The 26,371-nt window shown below is 73.6% G+C and carries 23 protein-coding genes; 11 read left to right on the top strand and 12 right to left on the bottom strand.

Translation table 11 applies throughout. The features are described from left to right. Positions 1-42 precede the first annotated feature (42 nt). Positions 43-2,058: an ABC transporter ATP-binding protein gene (locus tag JNB62_RS15455; RefSeq protein ID WP_220301786.1), complete on the top strand. Its 2,016-nt coding sequence runs from the start codon at positions 43-45 to the stop codon at positions 2,056-2,058. Then, positions 2,055-2,879: an ABC transporter permease gene (locus tag JNB62_RS15450; protein WP_220301785.1), complete on the top strand. Its 825-nt coding sequence runs from the start codon at positions 2,055-2,057 to the stop codon at positions 2,877-2,879. The genes JNB62_RS15455 and JNB62_RS15450 overlap by 4 nt, the downstream gene beginning before the upstream one ends. Positions 2,880-3,218: 339 nt before the next feature. On the opposite strand, the gene JNB62_RS15445 is transcribed toward JNB62_RS15450, so the two are convergent. Continuing rightward, positions 3,219-3,683 (bottom strand): hypothetical protein, encoded by a 465-nt coding sequence (locus JNB62_RS15445; RefSeq protein WP_220301784.1) that lies wholly within the window; start codon positions 3,681-3,683, stop codon positions 3,219-3,221. Positions 3,684-3,786: 103 nt separating this feature from the next. Between JNB62_RS15445 and cofG the strand changes: the two genes are divergently transcribed. Genes cofG through JNB62_RS15405 form a run of 7 tightly spaced genes read left to right on the top strand, consistent with a single transcriptional unit; the run spans position 3,787 to position 11,182 of the window. Next, positions 3,787-6,495: a 7,8-didemethyl-8-hydroxy-5-deazariboflavin synthase CofG gene (cofG, locus tag JNB62_RS19295; protein WP_308291827.1), complete on the top strand. Its 2,709-nt coding sequence runs from the start codon at positions 3,787-3,789 to the stop codon at positions 6,493-6,495. After that, the gene (locus JNB62_RS15430) at positions 6,492-7,988 is read left to right on the top strand and encodes a flavin-containing monooxygenase (protein WP_220301783.1); all 1,497 of its coding nucleotides are present in this window, start codon (positions 6,492-6,494) and stop codon (positions 7,986-7,988) included. The genes cofG and JNB62_RS15430 overlap by 4 nt, the downstream gene beginning before the upstream one ends. Then, positions 7,985-8,998 (top strand): glucose-6-phosphate dehydrogenase (coenzyme-F420), encoded by a 1,014-nt coding sequence (fgd, locus tag JNB62_RS15425; protein WP_220301782.1) that lies wholly within the window; start codon positions 7,985-7,987, stop codon positions 8,996-8,998. The genes JNB62_RS15430 and fgd overlap by 4 nt, the downstream gene beginning before the upstream one ends. After that, a complete protein-coding gene (gene cofC, locus JNB62_RS15420; RefSeq protein WP_220301781.1) occupies positions 8,995-9,738 on the top strand; it encodes a 2-phospho-L-lactate guanylyltransferase in 744 nt (247 codons plus the stop codon). Before fgd ends, cofC begins: the two co-directional genes overlap by 4 nt. Before the next feature lie 45 nt (positions 9,739-9,783). Continuing rightward, positions 9,784-10,215 carry a cupin domain-containing protein gene (locus JNB62_RS15415; protein ID WP_220301780.1) on the top strand — a complete coding sequence of 144 codons (432 nt, stop codon included), beginning with the start codon at positions 9,784-9,786 and terminating at the stop codon, positions 10,213-10,215. Next, positions 10,212-10,916, top strand: coding sequence for a class I SAM-dependent methyltransferase (locus JNB62_RS15410; protein ID WP_220301779.1), 705 nt, complete (start codon positions 10,212-10,214; stop codon positions 10,914-10,916). The genes JNB62_RS15415 and JNB62_RS15410 overlap by 4 nt, the downstream gene beginning before the upstream one ends. Positions 10,917-10,918: 2 nt before the next feature. Beyond that, a complete protein-coding gene (locus JNB62_RS15405) occupies positions 10,919-11,182 on the top strand; it encodes a hypothetical protein (protein WP_220301778.1) in 264 nt (87 codons plus the stop codon). Between the two features lie 165 nt (positions 11,183-11,347). Here JNB62_RS15405 and JNB62_RS15400 read toward each other — a convergent pair whose 3' ends face one another. The 11 genes from JNB62_RS15400 to JNB62_RS15350 all read right to left on the bottom strand — a co-directional run bounded on the left by JNB62_RS15400 (position 11,348) and on the right by JNB62_RS15350 (position 24,679). After that, the gene (locus tag JNB62_RS15400) at positions 11,348-12,097 is read right to left on the bottom strand and encodes a sulfite exporter TauE/SafE family protein (protein WP_220301805.1); all 750 of its coding nucleotides are present in this window, start codon (positions 12,095-12,097) and stop codon (positions 11,348-11,350) included. Beyond that, a complete protein-coding gene (cofD, locus tag JNB62_RS15395) occupies positions 12,097-13,080 on the bottom strand; it encodes a 2-phospho-L-lactate transferase (RefSeq protein WP_220301777.1) in 984 nt (327 codons plus the stop codon). The genes JNB62_RS15400 and cofD overlap by 1 nt, the downstream gene beginning before the upstream one ends. Before the next feature lie 4 nt (positions 13,081-13,084). Then, entirely contained in the window at positions 13,085-13,930 is an 846-nt protein-coding gene (locus JNB62_RS15390; protein WP_220301776.1) for a uroporphyrinogen-III synthase, read from the bottom strand. Between the two features lie 183 nt (positions 13,931-14,113). Continuing rightward, positions 14,114-14,392, bottom strand: a complete 279-nt coding sequence (locus tag JNB62_RS15385) for a hypothetical protein (RefSeq protein ID WP_220301775.1) — start codon at positions 14,390-14,392, stop codon at positions 14,114-14,116. Next, positions 14,382-14,786 (bottom strand): phage holin family protein, encoded by a 405-nt coding sequence (locus JNB62_RS15380; protein ID WP_220301774.1) that lies wholly within the window; start codon positions 14,784-14,786, stop codon positions 14,382-14,384. The genes JNB62_RS15385 and JNB62_RS15380 overlap by 11 nt, the downstream gene beginning before the upstream one ends. A gap of 1 nt (position 14,787) precedes the next feature. Further along, positions 14,788-15,171, bottom strand: coding sequence for a hypothetical protein (locus JNB62_RS15375; protein WP_220301773.1), 384 nt, complete (start codon positions 15,169-15,171; stop codon positions 14,788-14,790). A gap of 87 nt (positions 15,172-15,258) precedes the next feature. Next, entirely contained in the window at positions 15,259-16,773 is a 1,515-nt protein-coding gene (locus tag JNB62_RS15370; RefSeq protein ID WP_220301772.1) for a protoporphyrinogen/coproporphyrinogen oxidase, read from the bottom strand. A 926-nt stretch (positions 16,774-17,699) separates the two neighbouring features. Further along, entirely contained in the window at positions 17,700-18,485 is a 786-nt protein-coding gene (locus tag JNB62_RS15365) for an ABC transporter ATP-binding protein (protein ID WP_220301771.1), read from the bottom strand. Next, the gene (locus JNB62_RS15360) at positions 18,482-19,546 is read right to left on the bottom strand and encodes an ABC transporter ATP-binding protein (RefSeq protein WP_223231184.1); all 1,065 of its coding nucleotides are present in this window, start codon (positions 19,544-19,546) and stop codon (positions 18,482-18,484) included. Before JNB62_RS15360 ends, JNB62_RS15365 begins: the two co-directional genes overlap by 4 nt. 4 nt (positions 19,547-19,550) lie before the next feature. Further along, complete coding sequence (locus JNB62_RS15355) at positions 19,551-22,298, bottom strand: ABC transporter permease (RefSeq protein WP_220301770.1); 2,748 nt, start codon at positions 22,296-22,298, stop codon at positions 19,551-19,553. Next, positions 22,295-24,679, bottom strand: coding sequence for a hypothetical protein (locus JNB62_RS15350; protein ID WP_220301769.1), 2,385 nt, complete (start codon positions 24,677-24,679; stop codon positions 22,295-22,297). Before JNB62_RS15350 ends, JNB62_RS15355 begins: the two co-directional genes overlap by 4 nt. A gap of 175 nt (positions 24,680-24,854) precedes the next feature. On the opposite strand from JNB62_RS15350, the gene JNB62_RS15345 reads away from it, so the two are divergent. Continuing rightward, on the top strand, positions 24,855-25,421 hold the full coding sequence (locus JNB62_RS15345; RefSeq protein WP_220301768.1) for an HhH-GPD-type base excision DNA repair protein: 567 nt from the start codon (positions 24,855-24,857) through the stop codon (positions 25,419-25,421). Between the two features lie 3 nt (positions 25,422-25,424). Then, entirely contained in the window at positions 25,425-25,850 is a 426-nt protein-coding gene (locus tag JNB62_RS15340; protein ID WP_220301767.1) for a DUF1801 domain-containing protein, read from the top strand. Positions 25,851-26,371: the final 521 nt, after the last annotated feature.

Genomic DNA, 26,371 nt, shown 5'->3' with positions numbered 1-26,371 from the left:
GCGAGGAGGCGGCATCGCCCCGCACGACGAGAGGGTTCACGCATGCCCGACGGCCAGTCGCTGGAGTTCTCAGGTGTCACCAAGCGCTTCGGCGCGGTCACCGCGGTGTCGGACCTGTCCGCACGCGTCGAGCCGGGCCGCGTGACCGGATTCCTCGGTCCCAACGGCGCGGGCAAGACGACGACGCTGCGGATCCTGCTGGGCCTCGTGCGCGCGACGAGCGGACACGCGACGATCGGCGGCAGGCGGTACGCCGAGCTCGGCCACCCGCTGCAGACGGTCGGCGCGGTGCTGGAGGCATCCAGCTTCCATCCAGGCCGCACCGGCGCCGCCCACCTCACGATCTACGCGCAGGCGGCGGGGATTCCGCGCAGCCGCGTGGACGAGGTGCTCGGCCTCGTCGGGCTCGGGGATGCCGGCGGGCGCAAGGTCGGCGGCTACTCGCTGGGAATGCGCCAGCGGCTCGGACTGGCGTACGCGCTGCTCGGCGACCCGGGCGTGCTCGTGCTCGACGAGCCGTCGAACGGCTTGGACCCCGAGGGCATCCGCTGGATGCGCGGCTTCCTGCGGCAGCTCGCGGCCGAGGGGCGCACGGTGCTCGTCTCGTCGCACCTGCTGGCCGAGGTGCAGCAGACCGTCGACGCCCTGCTGATCATCTCGCGCGGGCGACTCGTGTTCGAGGGATCCATCGACGACCTCGCCGACCCGACCGAGCACGCCACGGTCGTCGACGCTCCCGACCGCGAGGCCCTGGCCGCCGCGCTGTCGGCCGCCGGCCTGCCGTACGAGGTGCTGCGGTCCGGGCTGACGGTGCGCGGCGCCGATCCCGCCGCTGTCGGCGCGGCCGCGGCCGCCGCCGGGGTCGCGCTGTCGGGGCTGCAGCGGCGCGGCCCGGCGCTCGAGGAGGTCTTCCTCGACCTCGTGAACGGCACGCGCGTGCACGCCTCCGCGGCCGGCGTCTCGTCGGTGGATGCCGCGCCCCCCGCGACCGCGCCGGTCGAGGCATCCCCCGCCGACGCTGCGGCGTTCGGGTCCGCAGCGGTCGCTGCCGGGGTGACGCCGGCGGCCGCCGCTGGTGCGGCACCGGGCGGGCAGGCCGACGAGCACCGCGACGCCGACGACTCGCGCGAGGCCGACGAGTCGGTCGTGGACGCGGCGGCACTCGACGCCGAGGCCACCGGGGCTCCCGGAGCCGCCGCGGCGCTCGGAGCGGCCGCCGGTGCCGCCTGGGCCGCAGAGCGCGACCGCGAGGACGAGGAGCCTGTCCCCGCGACGGAGACCGCCGCCCCGGTGGATGACGTACTTGCGGAGCCCGAACCCGCCGCGTCGGCGCCCGAGCCGGCGCTGGAGCCGGGACCGGGACCCGAGCCGGAGCCCGAACCCGAACCGTCTCCCGCCGATGCCGCGCCCGGACCCGACCCGGACCCCGAACCGTCCCGCACCGACTCCGCGCCCGAACCGGAGCCCGAACCCGAGCCGGCGGCGGCATCCGAGCTCGGACCTGACCCCTACGCCGACGTCCCCACCGTGGGCGCGCCCGTCGGCGAGCCCGTGGTGACGACGAGCGCCGGGTTCGCGGTGGCGAGCACGGGTGTCATCGACATCGTGCCGCCGGCTCCGGAGCCGGCGCCCGAGCCGGCGCCGGAGTCCGACGCCGCGAACGAGCCGGACCCGCCGGAGGACGCGGATCCCGACGTCGAAGAGCTGGGCGCGATCGACGACGAGCTGTCGACGCCCGAGCCGCCCGACGAGGACGACGACCGTCCGTGGGAGCACTACGTGAAGACCGACGCCGACGTCGAGGCCGACGCCTTCTTCGCTGCATTCGACACCGGCGAAGGCCTGTCCACGGACGATGACGTCTCGTCTTCGACCGCCGGAGCGCCGTCCGCTCAACGACCGGAACCCGACGACCCCCGGTCGTTGAGCGAGCGAAGCGAGACGAAACGCGCCGACGGTGCGGACGACCCCGGGCCCGTTGCCGAGCGGGCCGAGGAGCCGCGGGAGGCGGCATCCACGACTCCCGCCGATGACGAGCACGAAGGAGGCCGGCGATGAGCCTCACCGCGGCGACCCGCTCCGAGACGACCAAGCTGTTCTCGACGAGCATCTGGTGGATCCTCGCGATCGTGCTGTTCGTGTACGTCGCGTTCACGGCAGGCGTGCTGGCGTTCGTGTTCTCGATGTCGGCCACGGGCTCGCTGCCGGGTGGGTCGTCGGGCGCTCCGCCGCTTCCGGAAGAGATCCTGCCGGCGACGCTGTACAGCACCGCGACCGCGGTCGGGTATGTGTTCCCGCTGCTCGTGGGCACGCTCATGGTGACGGCGGAATTCCGGCACAAGACGCTGACGCCGACGTTCCTCGCGACGCCGCGTCGCGGACGCGTGCTGGTGGCGAAGCTCGCCGTCGGCGTGCTGCTCGGCGCGCTGCTCGGAGTGGTCGGCGTGCTCGCGTCGGTCGGGGTGTCGGCCGGGATCCTGTCGGGCTTCGGGCTCGACACGCAGTTCGCCTCCACCGACACGTGGGCGATGGTGGGGCGGATGCTGCTCGCCTACGTGCTGTGGGCACTCATCGGCATCGGGGTCGGCGCCCTCGTGCGCAACCAGGTGGGCGCGATCGTCGGGGTGCTGGTGTTCACCCAGTTCCTGGAGCCGATCGGGCGTGCGGCCAGCGCGTTCGTGGAGGGCCTGGCGGACTTCACGCAGTTCCTGCCGGGGGCGGCGAGCGACGCGCTCGTCGGGGCGAGCGTCTTCACGATGTCGGTGCAGACCACGATGACCCAGCTGGAATGGTGGGCGGGCGGCCTGGTGCTGCTCGGCTATGCCGTCGTGTTCGTCGTACTCGGCCACATCGTGAGCTGGCGCCGCGACGTCAGCTGACGCCGGCCTGCGCGCCGCTCGGTCGTGGCGAGTCGCCACGAACGGCGAGGTAGGTGCGTCGTTCCTGGCGAGTCGCCACGAACGGAGGGAGCCGCGCTGACCCGGCCAGTCGCCACAAACGGCGAGGTCGTTGCGCCGAACCCGGCGAGTCGCCACAAACGGCGAGGTCGGTGCGCCGAACCCGGCGAGTCGCCACGAACGGCGAGGTAGGTGCGTCGTTCCTGGCGAGTCGCGACGAACGGAGCGAGCCGCGCTGACCGGCCAGTCGCCACAAACGGCGAGGTCGGTGCGTCGTTCCTGGCGAGTCGCCAGGAGCGGCCGCTGGCGGGCAGGGCCCCGTCAGACCGCCGGCGCCGGAGCGGGCGACTTGCGCTTGCGGGGCTTCTTCTCGGGCACCGCTGGCGTGTTGCCGGTCTCGGCGGCGATCTCGACGACGTCGACCGGCTCTTCGGCGACCTCGACGCGCAGCGCCTGCACGAGAGCGAGGCCGTGACGCGTCGTCAGGATCACGCGCTGGAACTCGGGATGCCCGTCGAGGTCGATGACGACGCTCGGGCGGTGACGGCGGATCAGCGCGAAATCGTCGCCGCCTGCCGAGCGCCACGTGCCCATCGCGATGACGCCGCGCACGTGCGTGCCGGGACTCGGGATGCCGCGCAGCCACGTCCACGCGTCGTCGGTGAGCTGCACCTTCGTGATGGTCGAGCGCTCGATGACGACATTCCCCTTGCGGAATGACAGGGCGCGCTCCGACACCGACAGCACGACCTCGAGCTGCGTCGAGTCGAGCAGCAGTGTCACCATGTGCCTAGTCTGCCAGCGCCCCCGCCGTGTTCCGGGCTGATTTGCTTACGGGAGGGCAACGATCCCGGGCCACGACCCCCGGACTCGGTGCAAGACTGGATCAGTGACCGTCGCGTCCCCCATCGTCGCCTCCCCGTCGGCCGCCGAGGTCGACCTCGTGCTCGACCGCGCCGCGGCGGGGGAACGCCTCGACGTCTCGGACGCCGAGACGCTGCTCGGCGCGACGGGCGAGCGCTTCGAGCGTCTGCTCGCGCTGGCCTCCGAGATGCGGGATGCCGGGCTCGCGGCATCCGGTCGCCCCGGCGTGATCACGTACTCGCGCAAGGTCTTCGTCCCGCTGACCACGCTGTGCCGCGACCGCTGCCACTACTGCGTGTTCGTCGACACCCCCGGGCAGCTGCTCAAGAAGCGCAAGCCGGCCTACATGTCGCCCGAGCAGGTGCTCGCGGTGGTGCGGCAGGGCCAGGCACTCGGCTGCAAGGAGGTGCTGCTGACCTTGGGCGACCGGCCCGAGGAACGGTGGCCCGAGGCGCGCGCGTGGCTCGACGAGCACGGCTTCGCGTCGACCATCGAGTACGTCGCGCACATCGCCCGCCTGGTCACCGCCGAGACCGGGCTGCTCGCGCACGCGAACCCCGGCGTGATGTCGGCCGACGAGCTCGCGCAGCTGCGTCCGGTCGCCCCGTCGATGGGCATGATGCTCGAGACCACGTCGCGCCGTCTGTACGAGGAGCCCGGCCAGGTGCATTTCGGGTCGCCCGACAAGGATCCCGCGGTGCGTCTCGCCGTGATCGAGGATGCCGGGCGTCAGCGCATCCCCTTCACCACCGGCATCCTCGTCGGGATCGGAGAGACGGTGCGCGATCGCGCAGAGTCGCTCGTCGCGATCCGCGACGTCCACGAGCGGCACCAGGTCGACGGCCTCTCCGCGGACCAGAAGCAGGGCCACGTGCAGGAGGTCATCGTCCAGAACTTCCGCGCCAAGCCGCGGACGGCGATGCAGGGCGCACCCGACGCGGACCTGCTCGAGTACGTCGCGGCGGTCGCGGTGGCGCGGCTCGTGATGGGGCCGCGCATGCGGATCCAGGTGCCCCCGAATCTGTCGGACGCCGCCGAGTTCGGCTTGCTGGTGCGCGCCGGCGCGGACGACTGGGGCGGCGTCTCGCCGCTGACCGCCGACCACGTCAACCCCGAGCGCCCCTGGCCGCACCTGTCGGACCTCGCCCGCATGACCGCCGAGCTGGGCTTCGAGCTGCGCGAGCGCCTGACGGCCCAGCCCGAGTTCGTGCAGGGCGCCGGGACGTGGATCGACCCGGCCCTGCAGCCGGCCGTGGCGGCTCTCGCCGACCCCGCGACGGGGCTTGCCGCCGACCCCATCCCCCGCTCGTTGAGCGAGCGAGGCACGAGCGAGACGAAGCGCCCCAACGGCACGAACGACCTCGGCGCCGATCCCACCGACGGCGCGCGCGTTTCGTCTTCGGTCGCTGGCGCGCCCTCCGCTCAACGACCGGCAGCCTCCCTCTCGTCGAGCGAGCGAGGCACGAGCGAGACGAAACACCCCAACGGCACGAACGACCTCGGCCCCGAGCCCACCGACGGCACGCGCGTTTCGTCTTCGGGCGCTGGAGCGCCCTCCGCGGGGCGACCGGCAGCCGCCCGGCCGTTGAGCGAGCGAGGCACGAGCGAGACGAAACACCCCGACCGCACGAAAGACCTCGGCCCCAAGCCCACCGACGGCACGCCCGTTTCGTCTGCGGGCGCTGGAGCGCCCTCCGCGGGGCGACCCGTGCGCCGCCTCGCCGAGTCCGCCGCCGCCGACCCGCTCGCGCTCGACGACGCCGAGTGGACGGCACTGCTCGAAGCCACCGGCGACGACCTCGACGTGCTCGCGGCGACCGCCGACGACGTGCGCCGGTACACCGTCGGCGAAGCGGTGACGCTCGTCGTCAACCGCAACCTCACGTCGTCGGGTCTCGGCTCGGCGTTCGCGCTCGACGACGTCGCCGCCATCGCGGCCGACGCGTGGGACCTCGGCGCGACCGAGATCTGCGTGCAGGGGATGCTGCCGACCGAGGCCGACCCGTCGGGCTACGTCGACATCGCCCGTGCCGTGAAGACCGGGGCGCCCGGCATCCACCTCCATGCCTACCGCCCGCAGGACGTGTGGGATCTCGCCGACCGCACCGGGCTGGGGCTAGAGGGCGCGCTGGCGACGCTGCGCGATGCGGGCGTCGACACCGTCCCCGGCACCGGGGTCAAGGTGCTGAGCGAACGCGTGCGCGGGCTGGTGGCACCCGGCGACCTCGACATCGATCGCTGGGTCGAGGGCATCACAGCCGCCCATCGCGCCGGCTTCCGCTCGACGAGCGTGCTGTTCTACGGCCACGTTGAGACGGCCACCGAGCGCATCGCCCACCTGCGCCGGCTGCGCGAGATCCAATCCGCCACGAACGGGTTCACCGAGTTCGTGCCGATCCCGCTGCCGGGCCCGGCAGGCGGGGTGCCGCTCGTCGCCGGGCGCGCGCCGATCGATGAGCACCGGGCGATGGTGGCCGTGTCGCGGCTGCTGCTGTCGGGCAGCATCCCGCACGTGCAGATCCCGTGGACCCGCCTCGGCCGCGAGGCCTCGGTCGTGCTGCTGCAGTCGGGCGGCGACGACCTCGGCGGCGCGCTGCTCGACGGCCGCGTCAAGCCTGAGGCCGGAATCGAGTTCGGGCAGGAGCTGCCCGTCGCCGACGCGACGGCGATGGTGGCGCGGCTGTTCCGCCCCTTCCGCCTGCGCACCACGACCTACGGTCAGGTGCCCGGATGACGCGCGTCGAGGTCGCCGTCGTCGGAGCGGGGTTCGCCGGCATCGGCATGGCGATGGCCCTGCGACGCGCGGGCATCGAGGACTTCGTCCTGCTCGAGCGCGGAGCCTCCGTGGGCGGCACGTGGCGCGACAACACCTACCCGGGCATCGCGTGCGACGTGCCGTCGCACCTGTACGGCTTCGCCGCGCACCCGAACCCGTCGTGGTCGGGAACGTATGCCCGCGGCGACGAGATCCACGCCTACCTGCAGCACGTCGTCGACGCCGAGGGGCTGCACGACCGCATCCATTTGCAGACCCCCATGCAGTCTGCGCGCTGGGATGCCGCGCGCGAGGTGTGGCTGATCGACGCGGGCGGCGCCGGACATGGGCCCGAGGTCGTCGTCGCCGACGCCCTCGTGCTGGCGTGCGGGCGTCTGACCGAGCCCGCGATCCCCGCCGTCCCCGGGCTCGAGACCTTCCCGGGACCGGTGTTCCACTCGGCGCGGTGGGACCACACGGCGCCGCTGGAGGGCATGCGCATCGGCGTCGTCGGGACGGGCGCGAGCGCGATCCAGATCGTGCCCGCGCTCACGCGCACGGCGGCGCACGTCACGCTGTTCCAGCGCACGCCCGCGTGGATCGTGCCGCGCGGCGGGGATGCCTACTCCGACGCCGACCGCGAGCGCTTCGCCGCGGATCCCGAGGCCCTCGAAGCGCTCCGGGCAGACCTCTACGCCGAGGGCGAGGAGCGCTTCGCGTCACGCTCGGGCGACTCCGTCGCCGCCGCCGAGGCCGAAGCCGTCGCCCGTGCGCACCTGGAGGCGCAGGTCGCCGACCCGGTCCTGCGCGCGGTGCTCACGCCGGACTATGCGTTCGGCTGCAAGCGCGTGCTGCTGTCGGACGAGTTCTACCCCGCCGTCGCGTCGGATGCCGTCACGCTCGTGCCCGCCGCGGTGGACCGCGTCGAGGGCGCGACGGTCGTCGCCGCGGACGGGACACGCCACGAACTGGACGCCCTCGTGCTCGCGACCGGATTCGCCTCGTCCCGCCAGCCGTATGCGGAGCTCGTCGTCGGGGACGAGGGGCAGACCCTGGCCGAGCACTGGTCGGAGGGTATGACGGCCTTCGGCTCGACCGTGGTCTCCGGGTTCCCCAACCTCTTCGTCCTCAACGGTCCCAACGCGTCGCTCGGCCACTCGTCGTCGGTGCTCATGATCGAGGAGCAGGCCGCGTACGCCGCGCGCGTGCTGCAGAGCCGCGGGCGCCGCGTGCTGCGCGTCGACCCCGACGCCGAACGCGCCTACACCGACGAGATCGCGCGGGCCGCGGCATCCACTCGCTGGATGACCGGCGGATGCCGCAACTGGTACGTGGACGACCGCTCGGGGCGCCTCACGCTGCTGTGGCCGGGGACCGTCGACGCCTTCCGTGCACGGCTCGCACGCGCCGACGGCTCGGAGTTCCTGCCCGACCCCGTCCTCACACCCGCTATCGAGGGGAGACCCGCATGACCATCCCGCTGCGCTTCGGCTACAAGGCCTCGGCCGAGCAGTTCGGCCCGGGCGAGCTGCTCGACTACGCCGTGCAGGCCGAGGAGGCCGGGTTCGACTCGGTCTTCATCTCGGATCACCTGCAGCCGTGGCTGCACGACGGCGGCCACGCGCCGGCATCCATCCCGTGGCTCGGCGCCCTCGGCGCCCGCACGTCGCGCGTCCTGATCGGAACGTCGGTGCTGACGCCGACGTTCCGCTACAACCCGACGGTCGTGGCGCAGGACTTCGCGACGCTCGGCGTGCTGTACCCGGGGCGTGTGATCCTCGGCGTCGGCACCGGCGAGGCGCTCAACGAGGCGAACCTCGGCATCGCGTGGCCCGATCCGCCCGAGCGGTTCCAGCGGCTCAAAGAGGCGATCGGCCTCATCCGCCGGCTGTGGTCCGAAGACCGCGTGAACTTCGACGGCACGTACTACCACGCGCGCAACGTGACGATCTACGACAAGCTGCCCGAGCCCGTGCCGATCTACATCGGCGCCGCGGGTCCGGCGGCGACGCGCCTGGCCGGGCGCATCGCCGACGGCTTCATCACGACCTCGGGCAAGAAGCGCGAGCTGTACACCGACACGCTGCTGCCCGCGCTGCACGAAGGACTCGAGAAGGCCGGACGCCCCGCCGACGCGATCGACACGCTCATCGAGGTGAAGGTGTCGTTCGCGCCGACGCTCGACGAGGCGCGCGAGAAGACCCGGTTCTGGGCCCCTCTGGCGCTCACACCGGAGGAGAAGATGGGCGTCGACGACCCCATCGAGATGCAGCGGCTCGGCGAGCAGCTGCCGATCGAGCGCACCTCCTCGCGCTTCATCGTGTCGGATGACCCCGACGAGCACGTCGAGCGCATCGGCTGGTACATCGACCTCGGCTTCCGCCACCTGGTGTTCCACGACCCGGGACACGACCAGGGCGCGTTCCTGCGCATGTACGGCGAAGAGATCCTGCCGCGCCTGCGCGCGAAGTACGGCGCGTGAGCCCGCTGTTCCGCCGGCGCGACCGCAACTCCTCAGGGCCGGCCCGCGCGGGTGAGGCCGAGCCGGGATCCGCGTCGTCGGCCGCCGCTTCTGAGGAGCTGCGGTCGCCACGCTGGGTCGTCGTGGTGCCCGTCAAGCCGTCGGCGCGCGCCAAGTCGCGGCTCGAGGTCGCCGGAGTCGCCCGCAAGGACCTCGCGCGCGCCATCGCCCTCGACACCCTGCAGGCCGCGACCGCGTGCGACGTCGTCGCGCAGGTCGTCGTGGTGACCGACGACGCCGCGCTCGCCCGCGAGTCGGCGATGATCCCGGGGCTGCGCTTCGTCCCCGAGGGCGAGGCCGCGGGCCTCGACGCCGCGGTGGCCGCAGGCGTGGCGGCAGTGGACCCCGGCGGACGGATGCCGCGCGCTGCGCTGCTCGGCGACCTGCCCGCGCTGCGCCCGGACGATCTGGGCGAGGCGCTGCGGGCCGCGGCATCCCTCCCCCGCGCTGTGGTCGCCGACGCCGAGGGCACGGGCTCGACCCTCGTCACCGCCGCCGCCGGCCAGGAGTGGACGTCGGCCTTCGGCGACGGCTCCTTCGCGCGGCACGTCGCGCTCGGGTGCGCTCCGCTGGAGATCCGGGATGCCTCAACCCTCCGCCGCGACGTCGACACCGCCGCGCAGCTCGACGCCGCCCGCACCCTGGGCCTCGGCCCGCGCACGGCCGCGCTGCTGGCCGGCGCTGACATCGCGGGTCGCTGAGCCGAGCTCGCCCTGGCGACCGGATCTCACCGTTAGCCTGGCGGAATGAGCGACTACCAGGTGCTGGAGATGGGCGGCCTCGACGAGTGGCGGGGGCACTACGGCGGCTTCACTCCCGAGAAGTCGCGCGACGGCCGGCGCATCGTCGACCACGAGCTGACGATGCAGTACATCGGCATGAGCGCGAACGCCTTCGAACCCGGTGAGGAGGCGGGCTACTGGCACGTGCACGAGCACATCGAGGAGGTCTACGTGTTCCTCGCCGGGCGCGGCCAGATGGCGCTCGACGACGACATCGTCGACGTCGGACCGGGCACGGTCGTGCGCGTCGGCCAGGGCGTCTTCCGCACGTGGCGCGCTCTGCCCGACAGTCCCGAGCAGCTGCGCTGGCTGTGCATCCGCGCGGGCGGCACCGAGCTTCCCGAGTTCCCCGACGACAGCCGCCGCGCCCCCGAGCGCCCGTCGCCGTGGTCGTGAACCCGCAGGACGCCACCCTCGCCGCGTACGAGCGCGGTGTGCAGCAGTACACCGAGGGCACCTCGACCGCACCCGCTCCTGAGGTCGACGCGCTGCTCGCCCGGGTTCCACGCGGAGCACACGTGCTCGAGCTGGGCAGCGGACCGGGAAGGGATGCCGCGGCCCTCGAGTCCGCCGGCCTCACCGTCGACCGCACCGACGGGGCGACGGCGTTCGTCGACGCTCTGCGCGCGGCGGGACACCAGGCCCGCGTGCTCGACGTGCGGGCCGAGGACTTCGGCGGACCGTACGATGCGGTCTTCGCGAACGCCGTGCTGCTGCACGTCCCCCGCATGGATCTGCCCGGGGTGCTTGCTACCGCCCGTCGCGCCTGCCGGCCCGGTGGAGTGCTCGTCGCGAGCTTCAAGAAGGGCGAGGGCGAGGCCTGGACGCACGTCAAGCTCGACGACCCCCGCCACTTCACCTACTGGGACGAGGCCGGTCTCACCGCCGCGCTCCGCATGGCCGGCTGGACGCCTGAGCAGGTCGCGGAGTCGACTCTGCCCACGGCCGCCGAGCGATGGATCACCGTGATCGCCCGGAACGTGGCATCCCCTCTCCCGATCGACCCCGCCGTGCCGAGATCAGGAGATCTCGCGGAGACAGGACGAAACGGCACCGATCGTCGTGCGCTCGCGAGATCTCCTGATCCGGAGACCTGACGATGTCGCGCGCCACCCGCCCGCCGTCCCGGCTGCGCCGGGCGACGTGGCTCACGGGCGCTCTCGTCGTCGCGGCGGTGGCCTTCGCGCCCGTGACGTTCAGTGGCTTCTGCGCAGACAGCGTCGCGGCGAGCCGCTCGTACTGCGTCACGACCGCCCGCTCGCTGGTCGGCGTCGAGACGAGCCTGTGGCTGTGGCTCACCGCCAGTGCCGTGCTCGCAGGGTTCACCTGGTGGCTGACGCGACGACGCGGGCGTGACCTCTGACGGGAGCACAGCCTCGGCGTGCGGCATCCTCTCTGCGCCTGGCCCGCGCCCGGATCAGGAGATCTCGCGGACACAGGAGCGAATCGCCCACAACGTCCTGCGTTCGCGGGATCTCCTGATCTCAGCGAGAGGATGCCGCCACCGCGACGGACCGGCGCCCCCGCCTCAGGCGACCAGCAGGTAGACCGCGCCGACGATCGTGAAGGCGATCACGAGCTTCTCGAACACGGACTGGGGCATGCGGTCGGCGAGCCAGCGACCGGCGAAGGCCGCCACGACCACGAGCGGCACGAGCACGAGGTCGATGAGGAGTCCCGGCACCGTGATGATGCCGATGCCGATCGAGAACGGCACCTTGAACAGGTTGACGATCGCGAAGAACCACGCGGCCGTGCCGAGGAAGGCCTTCACCTCGAACCGCGCCGCGAGGAAGTACATCGACATCACCGGGCCGGCCGCGTTCGCGACCATCGTGGTGAACCCGCCGAGCGTGCCGTAGGTCGCGGCCGCCACGCGATGCGATCCGCCCTCGGCGGCGACGCGCGAGACGAACCTCCGCCGCAGCAGCGTGATCGCGATCACGAGCAGCAGGATCACGCCGATGGTGCGCTTGACCCACAGGTTGTCGGCGAACCACAGGAACACCACCCCCAGCAGCACGCCGACCACGACGGCGGGCGCGAGGCGCAGCAGGGTCTTCCAGTCCGCATGCCTCCGGTACATGGTCACCGCGAAGATGTCGGCCACGATGAGCAGCAGCAGGAGCACACCCGTGGACTGCTTGGCCGGCAGCACGGCGGCGAAGATCGCCACGGCGATCGTGCCCGCACCGGGCACGGCCGTCTTCGACAGCCCGACGACGAGGGCGGCGACACCGAGCAGGGCCCACGCCCACCACGCCAGATCGGGGAGCATCACACCCCGGCCGCGGCGAGCGCCGCTTCGCCGAGCGCGGCCGAGCGGGTCGCGTCGGTCATCCACAGCGGACGCACGAGCGAACGGATGCCGCGGGCCGAGACCTCCGCCGCCAGCTGCTCGTCCTCCTCGGCGATGAGCCAGGCGTCGAGCAGGCCGCCGTCGGCGCGCGCGCCGTACAGCTCGGCCACCGCCGCGGCGGAGGTCTCGACGCCGATCGCGGCGAGGCACACGTCGGCCATGCCGCGCACGACCTTGCCGCCGATGATCGGCGAGACGCCGACGACGGGAGCACTCGTGGCGCGAAGCGCGTCACGCACGCCGGGCACGGCGAGGATCGGACCGATCGATACAACGGGGTTCGACGGCGCCAACAGAACGACGTCCGCGTCGGCGATGGCCTCGACGACGCCGGGAGCGGGGGTGGATGCCGCCACCCCAGGATTCTCGAAGGCCACGGGGGCGAGCGTCGCGCGGTGGCGCGTCCACCACTCCTGGAAGTGCAGGCGCGTCCCATCGCCGAGGACCACGATGGTGTCGACCTCGCTGTCGGTCATGGGCAGCAGCCGCGCGCCCAGCGGCCAGCGGTGCGACATGCGCTCGAGCACGTGTGTCGGGGTGAGGCCTTCGCGCAGCCATCCGGTGCGGGCGAGGTGCGTCCCGAGGTCGAGGTCGCCGAGCGTGAACCAGGGCCAGCCGGCGCCCCACTGCTGCAGCTCGTGGTTGACGCGCTCGGTGTCGCCCTGCCGGCCCCAGCCGCGCTCGGTGTCGTTGACGCCGGCGAGCGCGTACGTGATCGAGTCGACATCGGGCTGCAGACGGACGCCCGACAGCCACAGGTCGTCACCCGTGTTGACGACGACGGTGAGGGCCGACGCGGTGTCGGCGATGCCGCGGGCGCGCAGCGCGCCGCGCACGCCGAGCACGAAGCGCGAGCCGCCCACGCCGCCGGCGAGCACGACGATGCGAGGCGCGCGCGTCACGGCGTCAGGCCTGGTGCTTCGCGTGCAGCTGAGGAAGGACGCCGGTCTTCGGCGCGAACTCGTCCGCGGCGTGCGGCAGCGAGAACTTCGCGACCGCGTCGATGAGCGCGTCGACCGTCTGCGCCTCGGCGACGACATCGACGTCGAGGCCCGCTCGGCGCGCGTCCTTCGCGGTGCGCGGACCGATCGCGGCGACGAGGGTCGTGTCGGGGAGGTCGGGGAACTGCTCGTGCACCTGCTGGGCGACCGAGCCGCTCGTGACGAGGATGGCGTTGATGCGGCCGGAGTGGACGTCCTCGGCGATGCGCTCGGTGACCGGAACGCCGACCGTGCGGTACGCGACGACGCTGCGGACGCGGTGTCCCGCATCGCTGAGCCGGCGGGTCAGGACGGGCTTCGCGATCTCACTGCGGAGCGTGAGGATGTCGCGGGGCTCGGGCTCGAGCGCGATGAGCTGGTCGGCCATGCCCGCCGCGGAGTTGTCACGCTCGGGGACGAGGTCGACGCGGTACCCCACCGCGAGGAGCGCGGCGGCGGTCGTCTCGCCGACGGCGGCGACCTTGGTGGTGGCGGGAACGACCGCGCGGTACGCGTACAGCACGTCGACCGTGGTCGCACTGGTCACCGTGAGCCAGTCGAAGGCGCCGGCTGCCAGGTCGGCGAGCGCCTGCTCGAGCGTCGCCTGATCGTTCGTCGGAGCGAAGTTGATGAGCGGCGCGATCACCGGCGTCGCGCCCTGCCGTCGCAGGCTCGCCGCCACGCCGTCGCCCCAGGGGCCCCCGCGGGGCACGAGGACGCGCCAGCCGGTCAGGGGCTTGACGGGCTGGTGCGATGCTGCGGCTGTGTTCATGAAAGGGGATCGACTCTCGCTGGTGCTCAGTCGGCCGCCCATGACGTTCGAGCAGCCGACGCGCGATTCGAATCGGGTTCGCGCGAACGGCAGCATACGCACCATTGCACTGCCTCGACCTCCGAGCATACCCCTCGTTCCTGGACGGACGGACTGCGTCCGCCGCAGGGGGCTGCCCGGGGATCAGCGCGTGTAGAGGCGGACGGCGCCCCACACGGCTGCGCCGATCGCCACCGCGCCGACCACGACCGCGACAGCGGCCATCGTCGGGTTGCGGCGCTGGAACGCGCGGGCCTGGGCGACGCGCTCATCGACCGCGCGGCCGACGCGGCGCGGCACGTTGGCCTTCTCTTCGATCGCCGCCAGCGCGGCCTTTAGTTCGGCACGCGCCTGCTCGACGGGGTCGGCGATGCCGAGCGGCACGGCGGTGCGGGGAACGGGCACGGGAGCCTCAGAGCTCATCACGCACCTCCTTCACGTCCTGGGCGATCGATTGGACCGGGTTCTTCCGTTCGCCGATCTTGCGGAAGCGCAGGATGCCGAGCCACGCCAGCACCGCCGTCACGATCAGCATCGCGAAGAACACGACGAGGGCCGACAGCCACACGGGCCACCACGACGAGAGTCCGGCGATGACGAACGTGCCGAGCACGGGCACCGACCAGAACAGCACGAACAGCGCCGCGAACACCCACAGGGCGCCCCAGCCGCCGTCCTTGGCGGTGCGTGCCAGCCACTTCTTGGCGGCGTCGACCTCGGCGATGACGAGGTTGCGGATCAGCTCCGGGATCTCGCCGAGGAGCGTGAGCAGGCTGTCGTCCGCGCGGTCGCGGAATCCGCGTCTGCGCGTCTCCACGTCAGGCTCCGCCCCGACCGGTGGCGTCTTCGACCGCGTCGTCGACGGCATCCTTCACGGCCTGCGCCGACGTCTGCGCAGCCCTGCCCACCTCGTCCTGCGAGTCCTTGCCCACCTTGATGGCGGCGTCGAGCTTCTGCCCGGGGGTGCCCTTGGAGCCGGCTGCCTGCACGACCTTGACACCCGCGTCCCACAGCGTCGACGGCAGAGCCATCGCCTGGCTCTTCGCGAAGTCCTTGACCTTGCCGACCTGCTCCTGCACGGGGTCGAGGTTCCACACCTTCAGCCACTGCGCCTTGATCTGCTCATAGCGCTCGCGCCCTGCGCGCGTGCCCAGGACATACCCGACGGCGAGTCCGATGACGAGTCCAGCCTTGCCCCTCATGGGGTCTCCTCACACTCGGTGTGCACCTGACGACCCTCCCCAGGGTAGCCCTGTATGCCGATTCCGGCATCCACTTGACATCGAGCGTCAGGCGTGGGATCCGTCGCCCCACAGCGCTCCGCGTCGGAGGCGGTCCGCCTCCGCGTGCGCGTCCGCCGCCACCTGCGCCAGCCCGCTGCCGGCGATCCAGGCGCCCACCACCGCGAGCCCGCGCGCCTTCGCCACGACCGCCCGCACCGCGGCCGCCCGTTCCTGGTGCCCTCGCGCGGAGACCGGCGGGACCAGCGTGAAGCGGTCGCGGTGCGCGGCGACGACGCGCTCGACGGACACACCGAGAAGAGTGGATGCCTCCCGCGCAGCCAGCGTGAACGCCGCGGTGTCGTCGAGCCCGGCGGTGGCCGGCGCGGCGCCGGGAGCGCCGAAGGCGACCCGCACGACGTGGCGGCCTGCACCCGCGTCACGCGCGAGCCACTCCCACCGCGCCGTCTCGTGCACGAGCCCGGTCGCTGCGCCCGAGCCCGGGACGGCGTGGACGTGCGCGCCGCGCGGTGCCGCGTCGAGGGCCGGGGCATCCACGACGAGCGTCACGACCTCGCGGGCGATGCCCGCCGGCGCGGCGGCGGTGAACTCCGGGTCGTCGACCGCCGCGCCGAGGAAGGTGCGCGCTGCGCCCTCATCGGTGGCGACGACCACGGCGTCCGCGGAGAGTTCGGCGGGCACGGCCGGTGCATCCTCGGCGTCCGGCGCGTCGGCCTGGTGCGCGGCGGTCGGGGCGAGCACCACCGTCCACTGCCCGCCGTCGCGGACGAGGCCTGTCGCGCGGGTGGACGTGTGCACGACGACGCCCCGGTCCGCCAGACGCGCGTTCAGCGCGGCGACGAGCTGCGGCATCCCTCCGTCCAGCCCTTCCACCGACGAGCCCGGGGCGTCGGTGAGCAGGTCGGCGACGGCGCCGCCCAGCGAGCCGGTGCGCGTGAGCGCGGGATTGAGCCCAGGCGCGGCGACCTCGACGTCGACATCGTCGGGGTCGAGGCCGAACCGGTCGACGCTGAGCGGCGCGACCAGGCGGTCGCGCACCTTCTCGCCCATGCGGCGCGTCACGAGGCGGCCGAGGCTGTGCTCGGAGCCGATCGTGAGCGGTGGACGCAGGCGGTCGAGATAGGCGCGCCACGTCCCGCCCCATCCGATGATGCGGCGGACGCGCTCGTCCCACGGGTTCGCAGGGATGCCCAGCAGCGTGTCAGGCGGCAGCGGGGCCGCTGCGCCCTTGCCGAGTCCGGCGATCCACGCGCTGTCGTCACGAGGACGCACGACGACGGCATCCGGCAGCACCTCGTCGATGAGCCTCCGCACGGCTCCGCCGCGGGCGGACCAGCACGTCGCGCCGACGTCCAGGCGCAGTCCCGACGTCTCGACGGTGCCGATCACGCCGCCGAGCCGCGGGGATGCCTCCACCAGCGTGACGGCCATGCCGACCTTGGCGCACTCCCAGGCCGCCACGAGCCCTGCGATGCCGCCGCCGACGACCACCACGCGGGTGTCGCGAGCGTGGGCGACGAGTTCTTGCAGGGGTTCCGGAACGGGGTCGGTCACGGCATCCATCCTCGCACCGCCGTGCTGCGTGCTTCCGGTCTCGCATGCCACGCTTCGTCTCGCCGGCGCCCCCGTTCCAGACCGCGTTTCGTCTCCGGGCGCCAGAGCGCCCTCCGCTCAACGACCACGACCCCCCGGTCGTTGAGCGAGCGAGGAACGAGCGAGACGAAACGCCCCGACCGCACGGACGACCTCGTGCCAGACCGCGTTTCGTCTGCGGGCGCCAGAGCGCCCTCCGCTCAACGACCACCACCCCCGCTCGTTGAGCGAGCGAGGCACGAGCGAGACGAAACGCCCCGACCGCACGGACAACCTCGTGCCAGACCGCGTTTCGTCTGCGGGCGCCAGAGCGCCCTCCGCTCAACGACCACCACCCCCGCTCGTTGAGCGAGCGAGGAACGAGCGAGACGAAACGCCCCGACCGCACGGACGGCCTCCTGCCAGGACCGCGTTTCGTCTGCGCGCGCCAGAGCGCCCTCCGCTCAACGACCACGACCCCCGGTCGTTGAGCGAGCGAGGAACGAGCGAGACGAAACGCGTCGACCGCACGGACGACCTCGTCCCAGGCCGCGTTTCGTCCCCGGGCGCCGGAGCGCCCTCCGCTCAGCGACCACGACCCCCCGCTCGTTGAGCGAGCGAGGAACGAGCGAGACGAAACGCCCCGACCGCACGGACAACCTCGGGCCAGACCGCGTTTCGTCTGCGCGCGCTAGAGCGCGCTCCGCTCAACGACCACGACCCCCGGTCGTTCCGCAAGCGAGCTCCCTGTGCGCGCGCCAGAGCGCCCTCCGCTCAACGACCACGACCCCCCGCTCGTTGAGCGAGCGAGGAACGAGCGAGACGAAACGCCCCGACCGCACGGACGACCTCGAGCCAGACCGCGTTTCGTCTGCGCGCGCTAGAGCGCGCTCCGCTCAACGACCGGCAACGCCGCGTCAGTGGCCTTGACGCTGCTCCCTCGCCTCGGCGCGCGTGCGCGGAGCGTGCGGCTCGTCGGCCCCGGGCGTCTCGGGAGCCGCGCCGACGGCATCCAGGGATCCGCCGGTCACGGACGTGACGCGGCCGTCGTGCAGCTCGATGACCCGGTCGGCGCGCTGCACGAGCAGCGGGTCGTGGGTCGAGACGACGGCGGCGAGGCCCTGCGAATGGACGAGGTCGCTGATGAGGTCCATGACGGTCGCGGCGGTGCGCGAGTCGAGCTGGCCGGTCGGCTCGTCGGCGATCAGCACGTGCGGGCGCACGGCGATCGCGCGGGCGATGCCGACACGCTGCTGCTGGCCGCCCGACAGCTCGGTCGGCCGCTGCGCCGCGTGGTCGGCGAGGCCGACGAGCTTCAGCGCCTCGGCCACGCGGGCGTCGCGCTCGGCGGGCGGCGTCTTCGCGATGCGCAGCGGCAGCTCGACGTTCTCGGCGGCCGACAGGATCGGGATGAGCCCGAACGACTGGAACACGAACCCCAGCCGCTCCCGCCGCAGCGCCGCGAGGGCGTCCTCGTCGAGCGCGGTCGCCTCGACGTCGCCGATCCAGACCTTGCCCGACGTCGGCGCGTCGAGTCCGCCCAGCAGGTTCAGCAACGTCGTCTTGCCGGCGCCGGACGCGCCGCGCACCACGACGAGCTCGCCGGCGGCCACCTCGATGTCGATGTCGACGCACGCGTGCACGTCGCCCGCGGCCGACGAGAACGTGCGGCTGAGCTTCTCTCCGCGCAGCGCGAGGGTCATGACGGGTCCTCAGGGTCGGGTTCGGGAGTGGATGCCGCAGGCCGGGGTTCGTCGTGCGGCCCAGGCGTCTCGTCTCGCTCGTTCCCCGCTCGCTCAACGACCGAAGCCTCTGCCGATTGCTGCTGCCCGGGCCACACCCCGACGTGGTCGGGCTCGAGGGCGAGCCGCACGCGCTCGCGCAGATCGAGCGCGGTGACGAACTCGTCGGGCAGCTGCAGGCGGCCGACGCGGTCGAGCACGGCGTACTCCTCGGCGACGTGCTGCTCGGCGCCGTGCTCGTCGAGCCGCGTCGAGCGCAGCACCTCGGTCGAGGTGCGGCCGTCGCGGATCTGCACGGTGCGCGCGACGTGCTCCGAGACGGCGGGGTCGTGGGTCACGATGAGCGTCGTCACGCCGAGCTCGCGGTTGACCGAGCGCATCGCCTCGAGCACGTGGACGCTCGCCGTGTCGTCGAGCTCGCCGGTGGGCTCGTCGGCCAGCAGCACGCGCGGCTCGTTCGCGATGCCGACGGCGATCGCGACGCGCTGCTGCTCGCCGCCCGACATCTCGCCGGGGCGGCGCTCGGCGCAGTGCGACACCTCGAGCAGGTCGAGCAGCTCCGCGACGCGCGCCTGACGCGCGCTCGTGCCCCGCACCTGACCGGGGATCGCGAGGGCGGCTGCGACGTTCTCGCTCGCCGACAGGTACGGCAGCAGGTTGCGCGAGGTCTGCTGCCACACGAATCCGACGCTGTGACGGCGGAAGACGACCCGCTCCTTCTCCGTCATGGTGAGCAGGTCGTGGCCGGCGACCCAGGCGACGCCGGCGGTGGGCTGGTCGAGGCTCGACAGGATCGACAGGAGCGTGGACTTGCCGGATCCGGAGGCGCCGACCACGGCGACCAGCTCGCCCGGATCGACGCGCAGGTTCAGCCCCTGGAGCGCCTGCACCTCGACGCCGGGACCGCTGGCGGAAGCGACCTTGAAGATGCGCACGAGATCGACGCACAGGATGTCGGCGTCGGGTGCCCCCACGCGCGGCGGGGCAGCCGTGGGAGCCTGTCGGGCCTGTCGAACCGCCATGGTCCTATCCTTCCTCCACGGTGCGCAGCGCGCCCGCGGCGCGGATGCGCCGCGACACGAACAGCGCGATCGCGGTGAGCAGCACGGCGAGGGCGAGGAACCCGCCAAGGGTGAGCAGCAGGATGCCGGGATCGACCTGGTACGCGGGGGCCACCGACGATCCGGTGAACGGGCGCAGGTCGACCGCCGCCAGCACGACGAGCGGCACGAGCAGCCCGAACAGCGTGCCCGCGACGACCGCGGCGATCGCGGGCGGGCCGATCTCCCACAGTGCCAAGGACGTCGCCGCCCGGCGGGGGGCGCCCAGCGTGCGCAGCAGCGCGAGGACGCGCGCGCGGGCCGCGGAGGCCAGGGCGAGGGTCATGACGATCGCGAGGGCGCTCAGCAGCGCGGCGACCGCGGTCGCCGCCAGCAGCGCCCACCGCACGCCCTGCACGGCGGGGCCCGACTCGATGCCGGCGGCGATCCCGTCGGGGGTGGCGAACGTGACCGCGTCGCCGAGGACGGCCGCGAGGTCGTCCTGCACGTCGGCGAGCGCGACGCCGTCGTCGAGGCGCACGAGCACCGTGCGGTCGCTCGGGTCGCGGCCGAGAACGTCCGCGGCGTAGGAGGAGTCCAGGGCCACCCAGTTCTCGCGGACGCCCACGGGCACCGGCCCGCGGGTGACGCCGACGACCTCCGCATCGACGCCGCCCACGTCGATCTTGTCGGTGTCGCCGATCAGGTCGGCCGTGGCGCCGGCCACGACGATCGGCATCCTTCCGCCGCCCGGTTCGAGCGAGACGCCCGGCGGCAGCATCCCGGGTCCGTCGCCCTGCACGGCGCTCAGGTCGGCCGCGTCCACGACGAACACCGAGGTCGCGCGCTTGACGCCGTCGATGTCGATCGTCGTCGGATCGGCGCCCGAGATGCCCGTCACCGCGGCGACGCCGTCGACGCCGCCCAGCTGGTCGAGCTGGTCGCGCGTGAACGTGCCCCCGGTGATGCGCACGTCGGCGCCGACCTGGGCGCGAGCGGTGTCGGTGACGCCGCTCTGCAGCGCCGACAGCAGGATGCCGGACGACACGGCGACCGAGACGCCCACGACGAGCGCGAGCACCGGGGTGAGGCCGATCGAGGGCTCCCGCAGGGCCCGCGCCGCACCGAGGAACGCGTCGGCGCCCGCGGACGCACGTGCGCGGCCGAGCACCGCGCGCAGCGGGAGGGGGTACACGCGCAGCGTGACGAGGCACGCCACCAGCGCGAGCAGCAGCGGGGTGGCGGCGATCAGCAGATCGACGCCGTCGCTGTAGCCGCGGATGAACAGCAGCACGAGTGCGACCGCGGCGAGCCCGGCGATCACGCCCTCGGCGATGAGCCGCAGCCGCGAGCCGCGCGTGCCGAGGTCGGCGCGAGCCTGCCGTTCGGCGGCGGAGGGAGCGAGCACCACGAGGATCGCGATGGGTGCGAGCGCCAGCAGCAGCGCGGGCACGAACCCCGCGAGCGTGAGCGACCCGCCGAAGACGAGAGTGCCCACGAGGGCGGCGACCACCGCGCCGAGCACCGCGGGCACAGCGCCGGCGATCGCGCCTTCCACGGCGAGCAGTCCGCGCAGCTGGCCGGTCGAGGCGCCTCGGGCCGACAGCAGCCGCAGGCTGGGGCGGCGCCCCTCGAGGATCAGGCGGCATCCCAGCACCAGCACGGCCACCGCGACGCCGATGGGCCCGGCGACGAGCATCGCCATGACCGCCGCGGTCGACGCCTCCTGTGCGAGGGCGAGTTCGATCTCGCCGGTGATGTCGGCATCGAATCGCAGGCTCAGGATGCCGGGGCCGCCGCTCGACGAGGCGATGGTGTGCGAGACCGACGTGAGCCGGGTGAAGGCCGCAACTGTCTGCTCGGCGTCGTCGCGGCTGATCGCGTCGGCGTCGGTGGCGTACCAGACGACGGTCGCGTAGGCGCCGACGAGCCCCTCCGCGACGAGCGACGCGGGGTGCGCGAAGGCCGTGCCGGTCAGCTTCCGCGGACCGTTGCCGTCGTCGAACACCTTCGGCGTCAGCACCGACGGCACGTGCTGCCAGTAGGCGCTGTCGGCGTCGACGGGCTCGAACAGTCCGACGAGGACGAGCTCGACGGGGCGCACGGGCAGCCCGACGGTGCGGATCTCTCCGATCCCCCACTCCAGCTCGTCGGCGGTGTCGGTCGACAGGACGACCTCGATGCGGCTCTGCAGCACCGGCGTGGTCTCGTCCCCCGGCTCGGGCGGGGGCGCCGGAAGACGGGATGCCGCGGCCTCCGGCATCCGTCCCTCCACGATCTCGATCTCGTCTTCGTAGTCGGGATCGAAGGCGAGCGTGACCTCGCGGGTGCGCGGCGACTCGAGCACCTGGTTGTCGCTGCTCGTCGTGACGGCCCGCGCCGGCTCGAGGATGCGGGGCAGCGGCGCGTCCGCGTCCGCGCGGATGCCCTCCAGCGCGGCCTCGAACGGTCCCCACACCTCCTCCGTCGAGTACGGCGTCTCGGAACCGGGTGCGCCCGCGTCCGGGAGCTGGGGGAACCCGCCGGGGTTCTGCGACACGACGTCACGCGTCGCGGCGGGGAGCCCGTCAAGGCGTGCGCGCAGCGCGGCATCCCCCACGATCCCGAGCGCGATCGGCGCGGCCGTCGCGAGCAGCGACAGCACGAGCACGAGCGCCGCGACGATCCCCGAACCGCCGGCGCGCGAGCGCAGGTGGTGGGCGACCAGGGCACGGGTGCTGACGCGGCGGGTCATCGCGCCTCCTCCCCCACGGTCGCGGTGCGCGCGGCGCGGCGCACCCCTGCTGCTGCCGCGGCCACGATGGCGGCGAGGCCCACCACGAGGCCCGCCACGGCGACGCCCAGCGGCAGCCAGGCGATCTCGACGCCGCCCGCGATCGACAGGATGCCGGGGGTCACGGCCCGCACGAGCGACGGCACGATCAGCACCGAGACCAGCACGCCGGCGGCGGCGCCGAGCACGACGGCGGCGCCGAACACTCCGCCGAGCTCCGCGCCGCGCATGCGCGCCTGGCGGGAGGCCGTGACACCGGCCACGCGCAGCACGCCGAGCTCCCGGCGTCGCGCGATGGCGAGGGTCTGCACGATGGCGAGCGCCGCGACCAGCGACAGCACGGCCGAGCCGATCGTCGCGATCCACCACCCGGGTACCAGGGCGCCGACGACCTCGGCGGTGACGCCGGGGGCCGAGGTGGCCACGGGCCGGTCCCCGAGAGCGGCGCTGAACGCATCGTCGGCGTCGGTGTCGCCGGCGGCCCACACCGCGTCGGGCGGGACGATCGACGTGCCGCGCTGCAGCTGCGACACGAGGAGCGTCTCCATCGGCACGAAGAGCGCGAACGGGGCCGTCGTCCCCGGCACGGCGTCCACGATGGATGCGACGGTGGCGACGCCGCGGCGGCCCACGCCCGAGTACCGGAACTCCAGCTGCTCGCCCACCCCGATTCCGAGCCTGTCGGCGAGCGCGGGCGTGACGGCGGCGGCGACCGGCGGCTGTTCACCGGCAGCCGCGGTGCCGTCGTCGGCGAGCCACAGCACGGCCTCGCGCGTCCCGTCCGTGAGCGAGGCGCTGCCCTCGAGGTCGAGGTCCGCGCCGCCCACGGCCTCCACCGCGGTGAGCGCCACCGACACCTGCGGCGGCACCGGGCTCGGCGGCGTGCCGAGCAGCAGGGCCAGCAGGCGCCACGGCGCCGTGCCGTCCGGCAGTTCACCCTGCGCGGTGTACGAGACGAGGCCCTGACCTTCAGGCGCGGGGTCTCCCGCGAGACTCACGACGGCGGCCGTGCCGGTCGCGTCCAGCACGACGGCCGACAGCAGCACCGGCACCGCTCTCGCCCCGTCGAGTCCCGCGACCTCGACGGTCACGCGGAGTGCGGTGGCGGCATCCCCGAGTTCCACCGGATCGGCGGTGACGGCGCCGTCGGCACTCGCCTCGAGCGCGACGGGGTCGATGAGGCCGCCGGCGGTGGTCACGACGGTGTCGAGGGATGCCGCCGGCACCGCCACCAGCTGGGCCTCGAGCTCTCCGACCTCGACATCGGTCGTCAGGGCGCCGGTGGCGGCGCTGACGCCGGGAACGGCCGCGGCATCGGCGACCTGAGCGGGTGTGGCGGCCTGCGGCGTCGTGTCGACGCGCAGGTCGGCGCCGGCACGGACCGCGGCGGAATCCGAGGTCATGGCCGTCCAGGTCGCGCCGTACGCCGCCGTGAACACGGCCTGCGCCACCGTCAGCGCGACCAGCAGCACCGCGACGGCGAAGATCGGGATGCGGCGTGCGACCTGCCGCGCGGGGTAGCCCGGTTCGAGCCCGGGAGCGGATGCCGCCGGCCGAGCCCACGCGACGGCCCCGGCCCCGAAGACGGCGAGGGCGACGACGGCTCCGGCCGACAGCACGACGGCGGGCGCGACCGCGACGATCGGGTCGAAGCCCGCGCCCCGCGCCAGGGGAAGCTGCCACACCACGAGGCCCGTCGCCAGCAGCAGCACCACGACGACCGCCGCGGTGGTGGCCCGCGTCGCCCGCGCCGACGTGCGTCGGCCTTCGCCACGGCGCAGCGCGACCGCGAACACGACCGCGAGCAGTGCGGCGAGCACCAGCGCCCACGGCCACGCGGCGAGCCCCGCGAGCGGACCGGCGCCGGCGAGCGCCGCCACCGCGGCAGCGACCAGCAGGCCGACGGCCGACCCGGTGAGCGCGACGGCACCGCCCTCGGCGGCATCCGTCGTCCAGGCCTGTGCGCGAGAGAATCCGCGCGCGCGGACGGTCGCGGTCTCGTGCTCCCGTGCGGCGGCGATGAGCCGGGCGAGCTGTGCGACGGCCGTGCCGGCCAGCAGCGCGACAAGCACGACGAGCGCAGGGGCGGCCGACGCGAGGGCGGCCGCGCCGGCGGCGACCTGGTCTGCGACGTCGGCGGCATCCACTCCCGGCGGCGGCGGGTCGCCCGCGACCGCGACGGCCCGGCCCAGCCACGCCAGCACGAGGCACGCCGTGGCGACGGCGACCGCGACGGTGGCGGCCGCGCTCGCGAGCAGTCCGGCACGCGCCGACGACCGGCGCAGCAGCAGCCGCGCGACGGATGCCGCGGGCGGCTGCCCCGGCACGCGACGATCGGGCATCAGGCTCGGTCCTCCGCGGGTCGGGTGCGACGTGCGCGACGTCGTCGTTGCAGATGTCGTGCGCCCACGCATGCAGGCGCACGTCCTGCCAACCTAACCTGGCGCGCCGCTTCGCGCATGTGCCGGTCGCGTGACCGCCGGGCGGCGGGCCGCGCGCGGTGGGAGACTGGGGGCCATGGCCCTTCACATCACCGGAGACATCGCCGCAGACGCCCTGCTCACCGACGACCCGCTCGCCCTGCTGATCGGCATGCTGCTGGATCAGCAGGTCGCCATGGAGACGGCGTTCGCCGGTCCGCTCAAGATCGCCGAACGCGCGGGGACGCTCGATGCCGCGGCCCTTGCGAGCTTCGACCCCGACGCCTTCGCCGAGCTGTTCAAGGCGACACCCGCCGTCCACCGGTTCCCCGGATCGATGGCGGCCCGTGTGCAGGCGCTGTGCGCCGCGATCCAGGAGCACTGGGACGACGACGCGGCCGCCATCTGGACGCAGGGCGAGCCCGACGGCGCCACGGTCCTCAAGCGCTTGAAGGCCCTTCCGGGCTTCGGCGAGCAGAAGGCGAAGATCTTCCTGGCCCTGCTCGGCAAGCAGTACGGGTTCACGGGTGAGGGCTGGCGGGAGGCATCCGCCCCCTACGGCGAGGACGGATCCTTCCGCAGCGTCGCCGACATCGTGTCGCCCGATTCGCTCGCGAAGGTGCGCGAGCACAAGCGCGCGATGAAGGCCGCGGCGAAGGGCTGACCCGTGGCCGCGGCTGAGGTCGAGGAGTTCCTCGCGGGCGTGACGCCGGCGGTGCGGCAGCGAGATGCCCTCACGCTCGTCGAGCTGATGCGCCGCGCCACGGGCGAGGAACCCGTTCTGCAGCATCCCGGCATCGTCGCGTTCGGGCGCTACCACTACGAGTACGCGTCGGGACGGTCGGGCGACGCCGCCGCGGCAGGTTTCGCGCCCCGCAAGACCGCGACGGTCGTCTACCTCTCCGACGGGACCGCGGCCCACGCCGACGCCCTGTCGAGGCTCGGCCCGCACACGTCGGGGGTGGGATGCCTCTACCTCAAGAGGCTCGACGACATCGACCTGACCGTGCTCGAGGCCGTCGTGCGTCGCTCCTACGAGACGCTCACCGCCGGCACCTTCGGCACCCGCGCCCCCGAGGCGTCCGCGGGCTGAAGTCCCCGCCGCCCAGTCGCTGAGCGAGCGCCGGCGCCCGCGGCGCATGAGGATCCCGTCGTCCAGAGGCTGCGCTCGTCTCGCTCGTTCCTCGCTCGCTCAGCGTCCGGAGATCCCGCCTCAGCCACCCCCGGTCGCTGAGCGAGCGCCAGCGAGACGAAGCGCGTCCCCGCGCAACCCCGATGCCCGGCCCACGGCGACCCCCGGTTGCTGAGCGAGCGCCAGCGAGACGAAGCGCGTCCAGCACCATGAGGCTCCCGTCGTCCGCACGCTGCGCTTCGTCTCGCTCGTTCCTCGCTCGCTCAGCGTCCGGCGATCCCGCCTCCGCGCCCCCCGGTCGCTGAGCGAGCGCCAGCGAGACGAAGCGCGTCCCCGCGCAACCCCGATGCCCGGCCCACGGCGACCCCCGGTCGCTGAGCGAGCGCCAGCGAGACGAAGCGCGTCCAGCACCGTGAGGCTCCGTCGTCCGCACGCTGCGCTTCGTCTCGCTCGTTCCTCGCTCGCTCAGCGTCCGGTGGCCC

This window comes from Microbacterium jejuense (assembly GCF_019511665.1).
GTDB classification, from domain to species: domain Bacteria; phylum Actinomycetota; class Actinomycetes; order Actinomycetales; family Microbacteriaceae; genus Microbacterium; species Microbacterium jejuense_A.
This window is presented reverse-complemented; position numbering and strand designations above follow the sequence as displayed.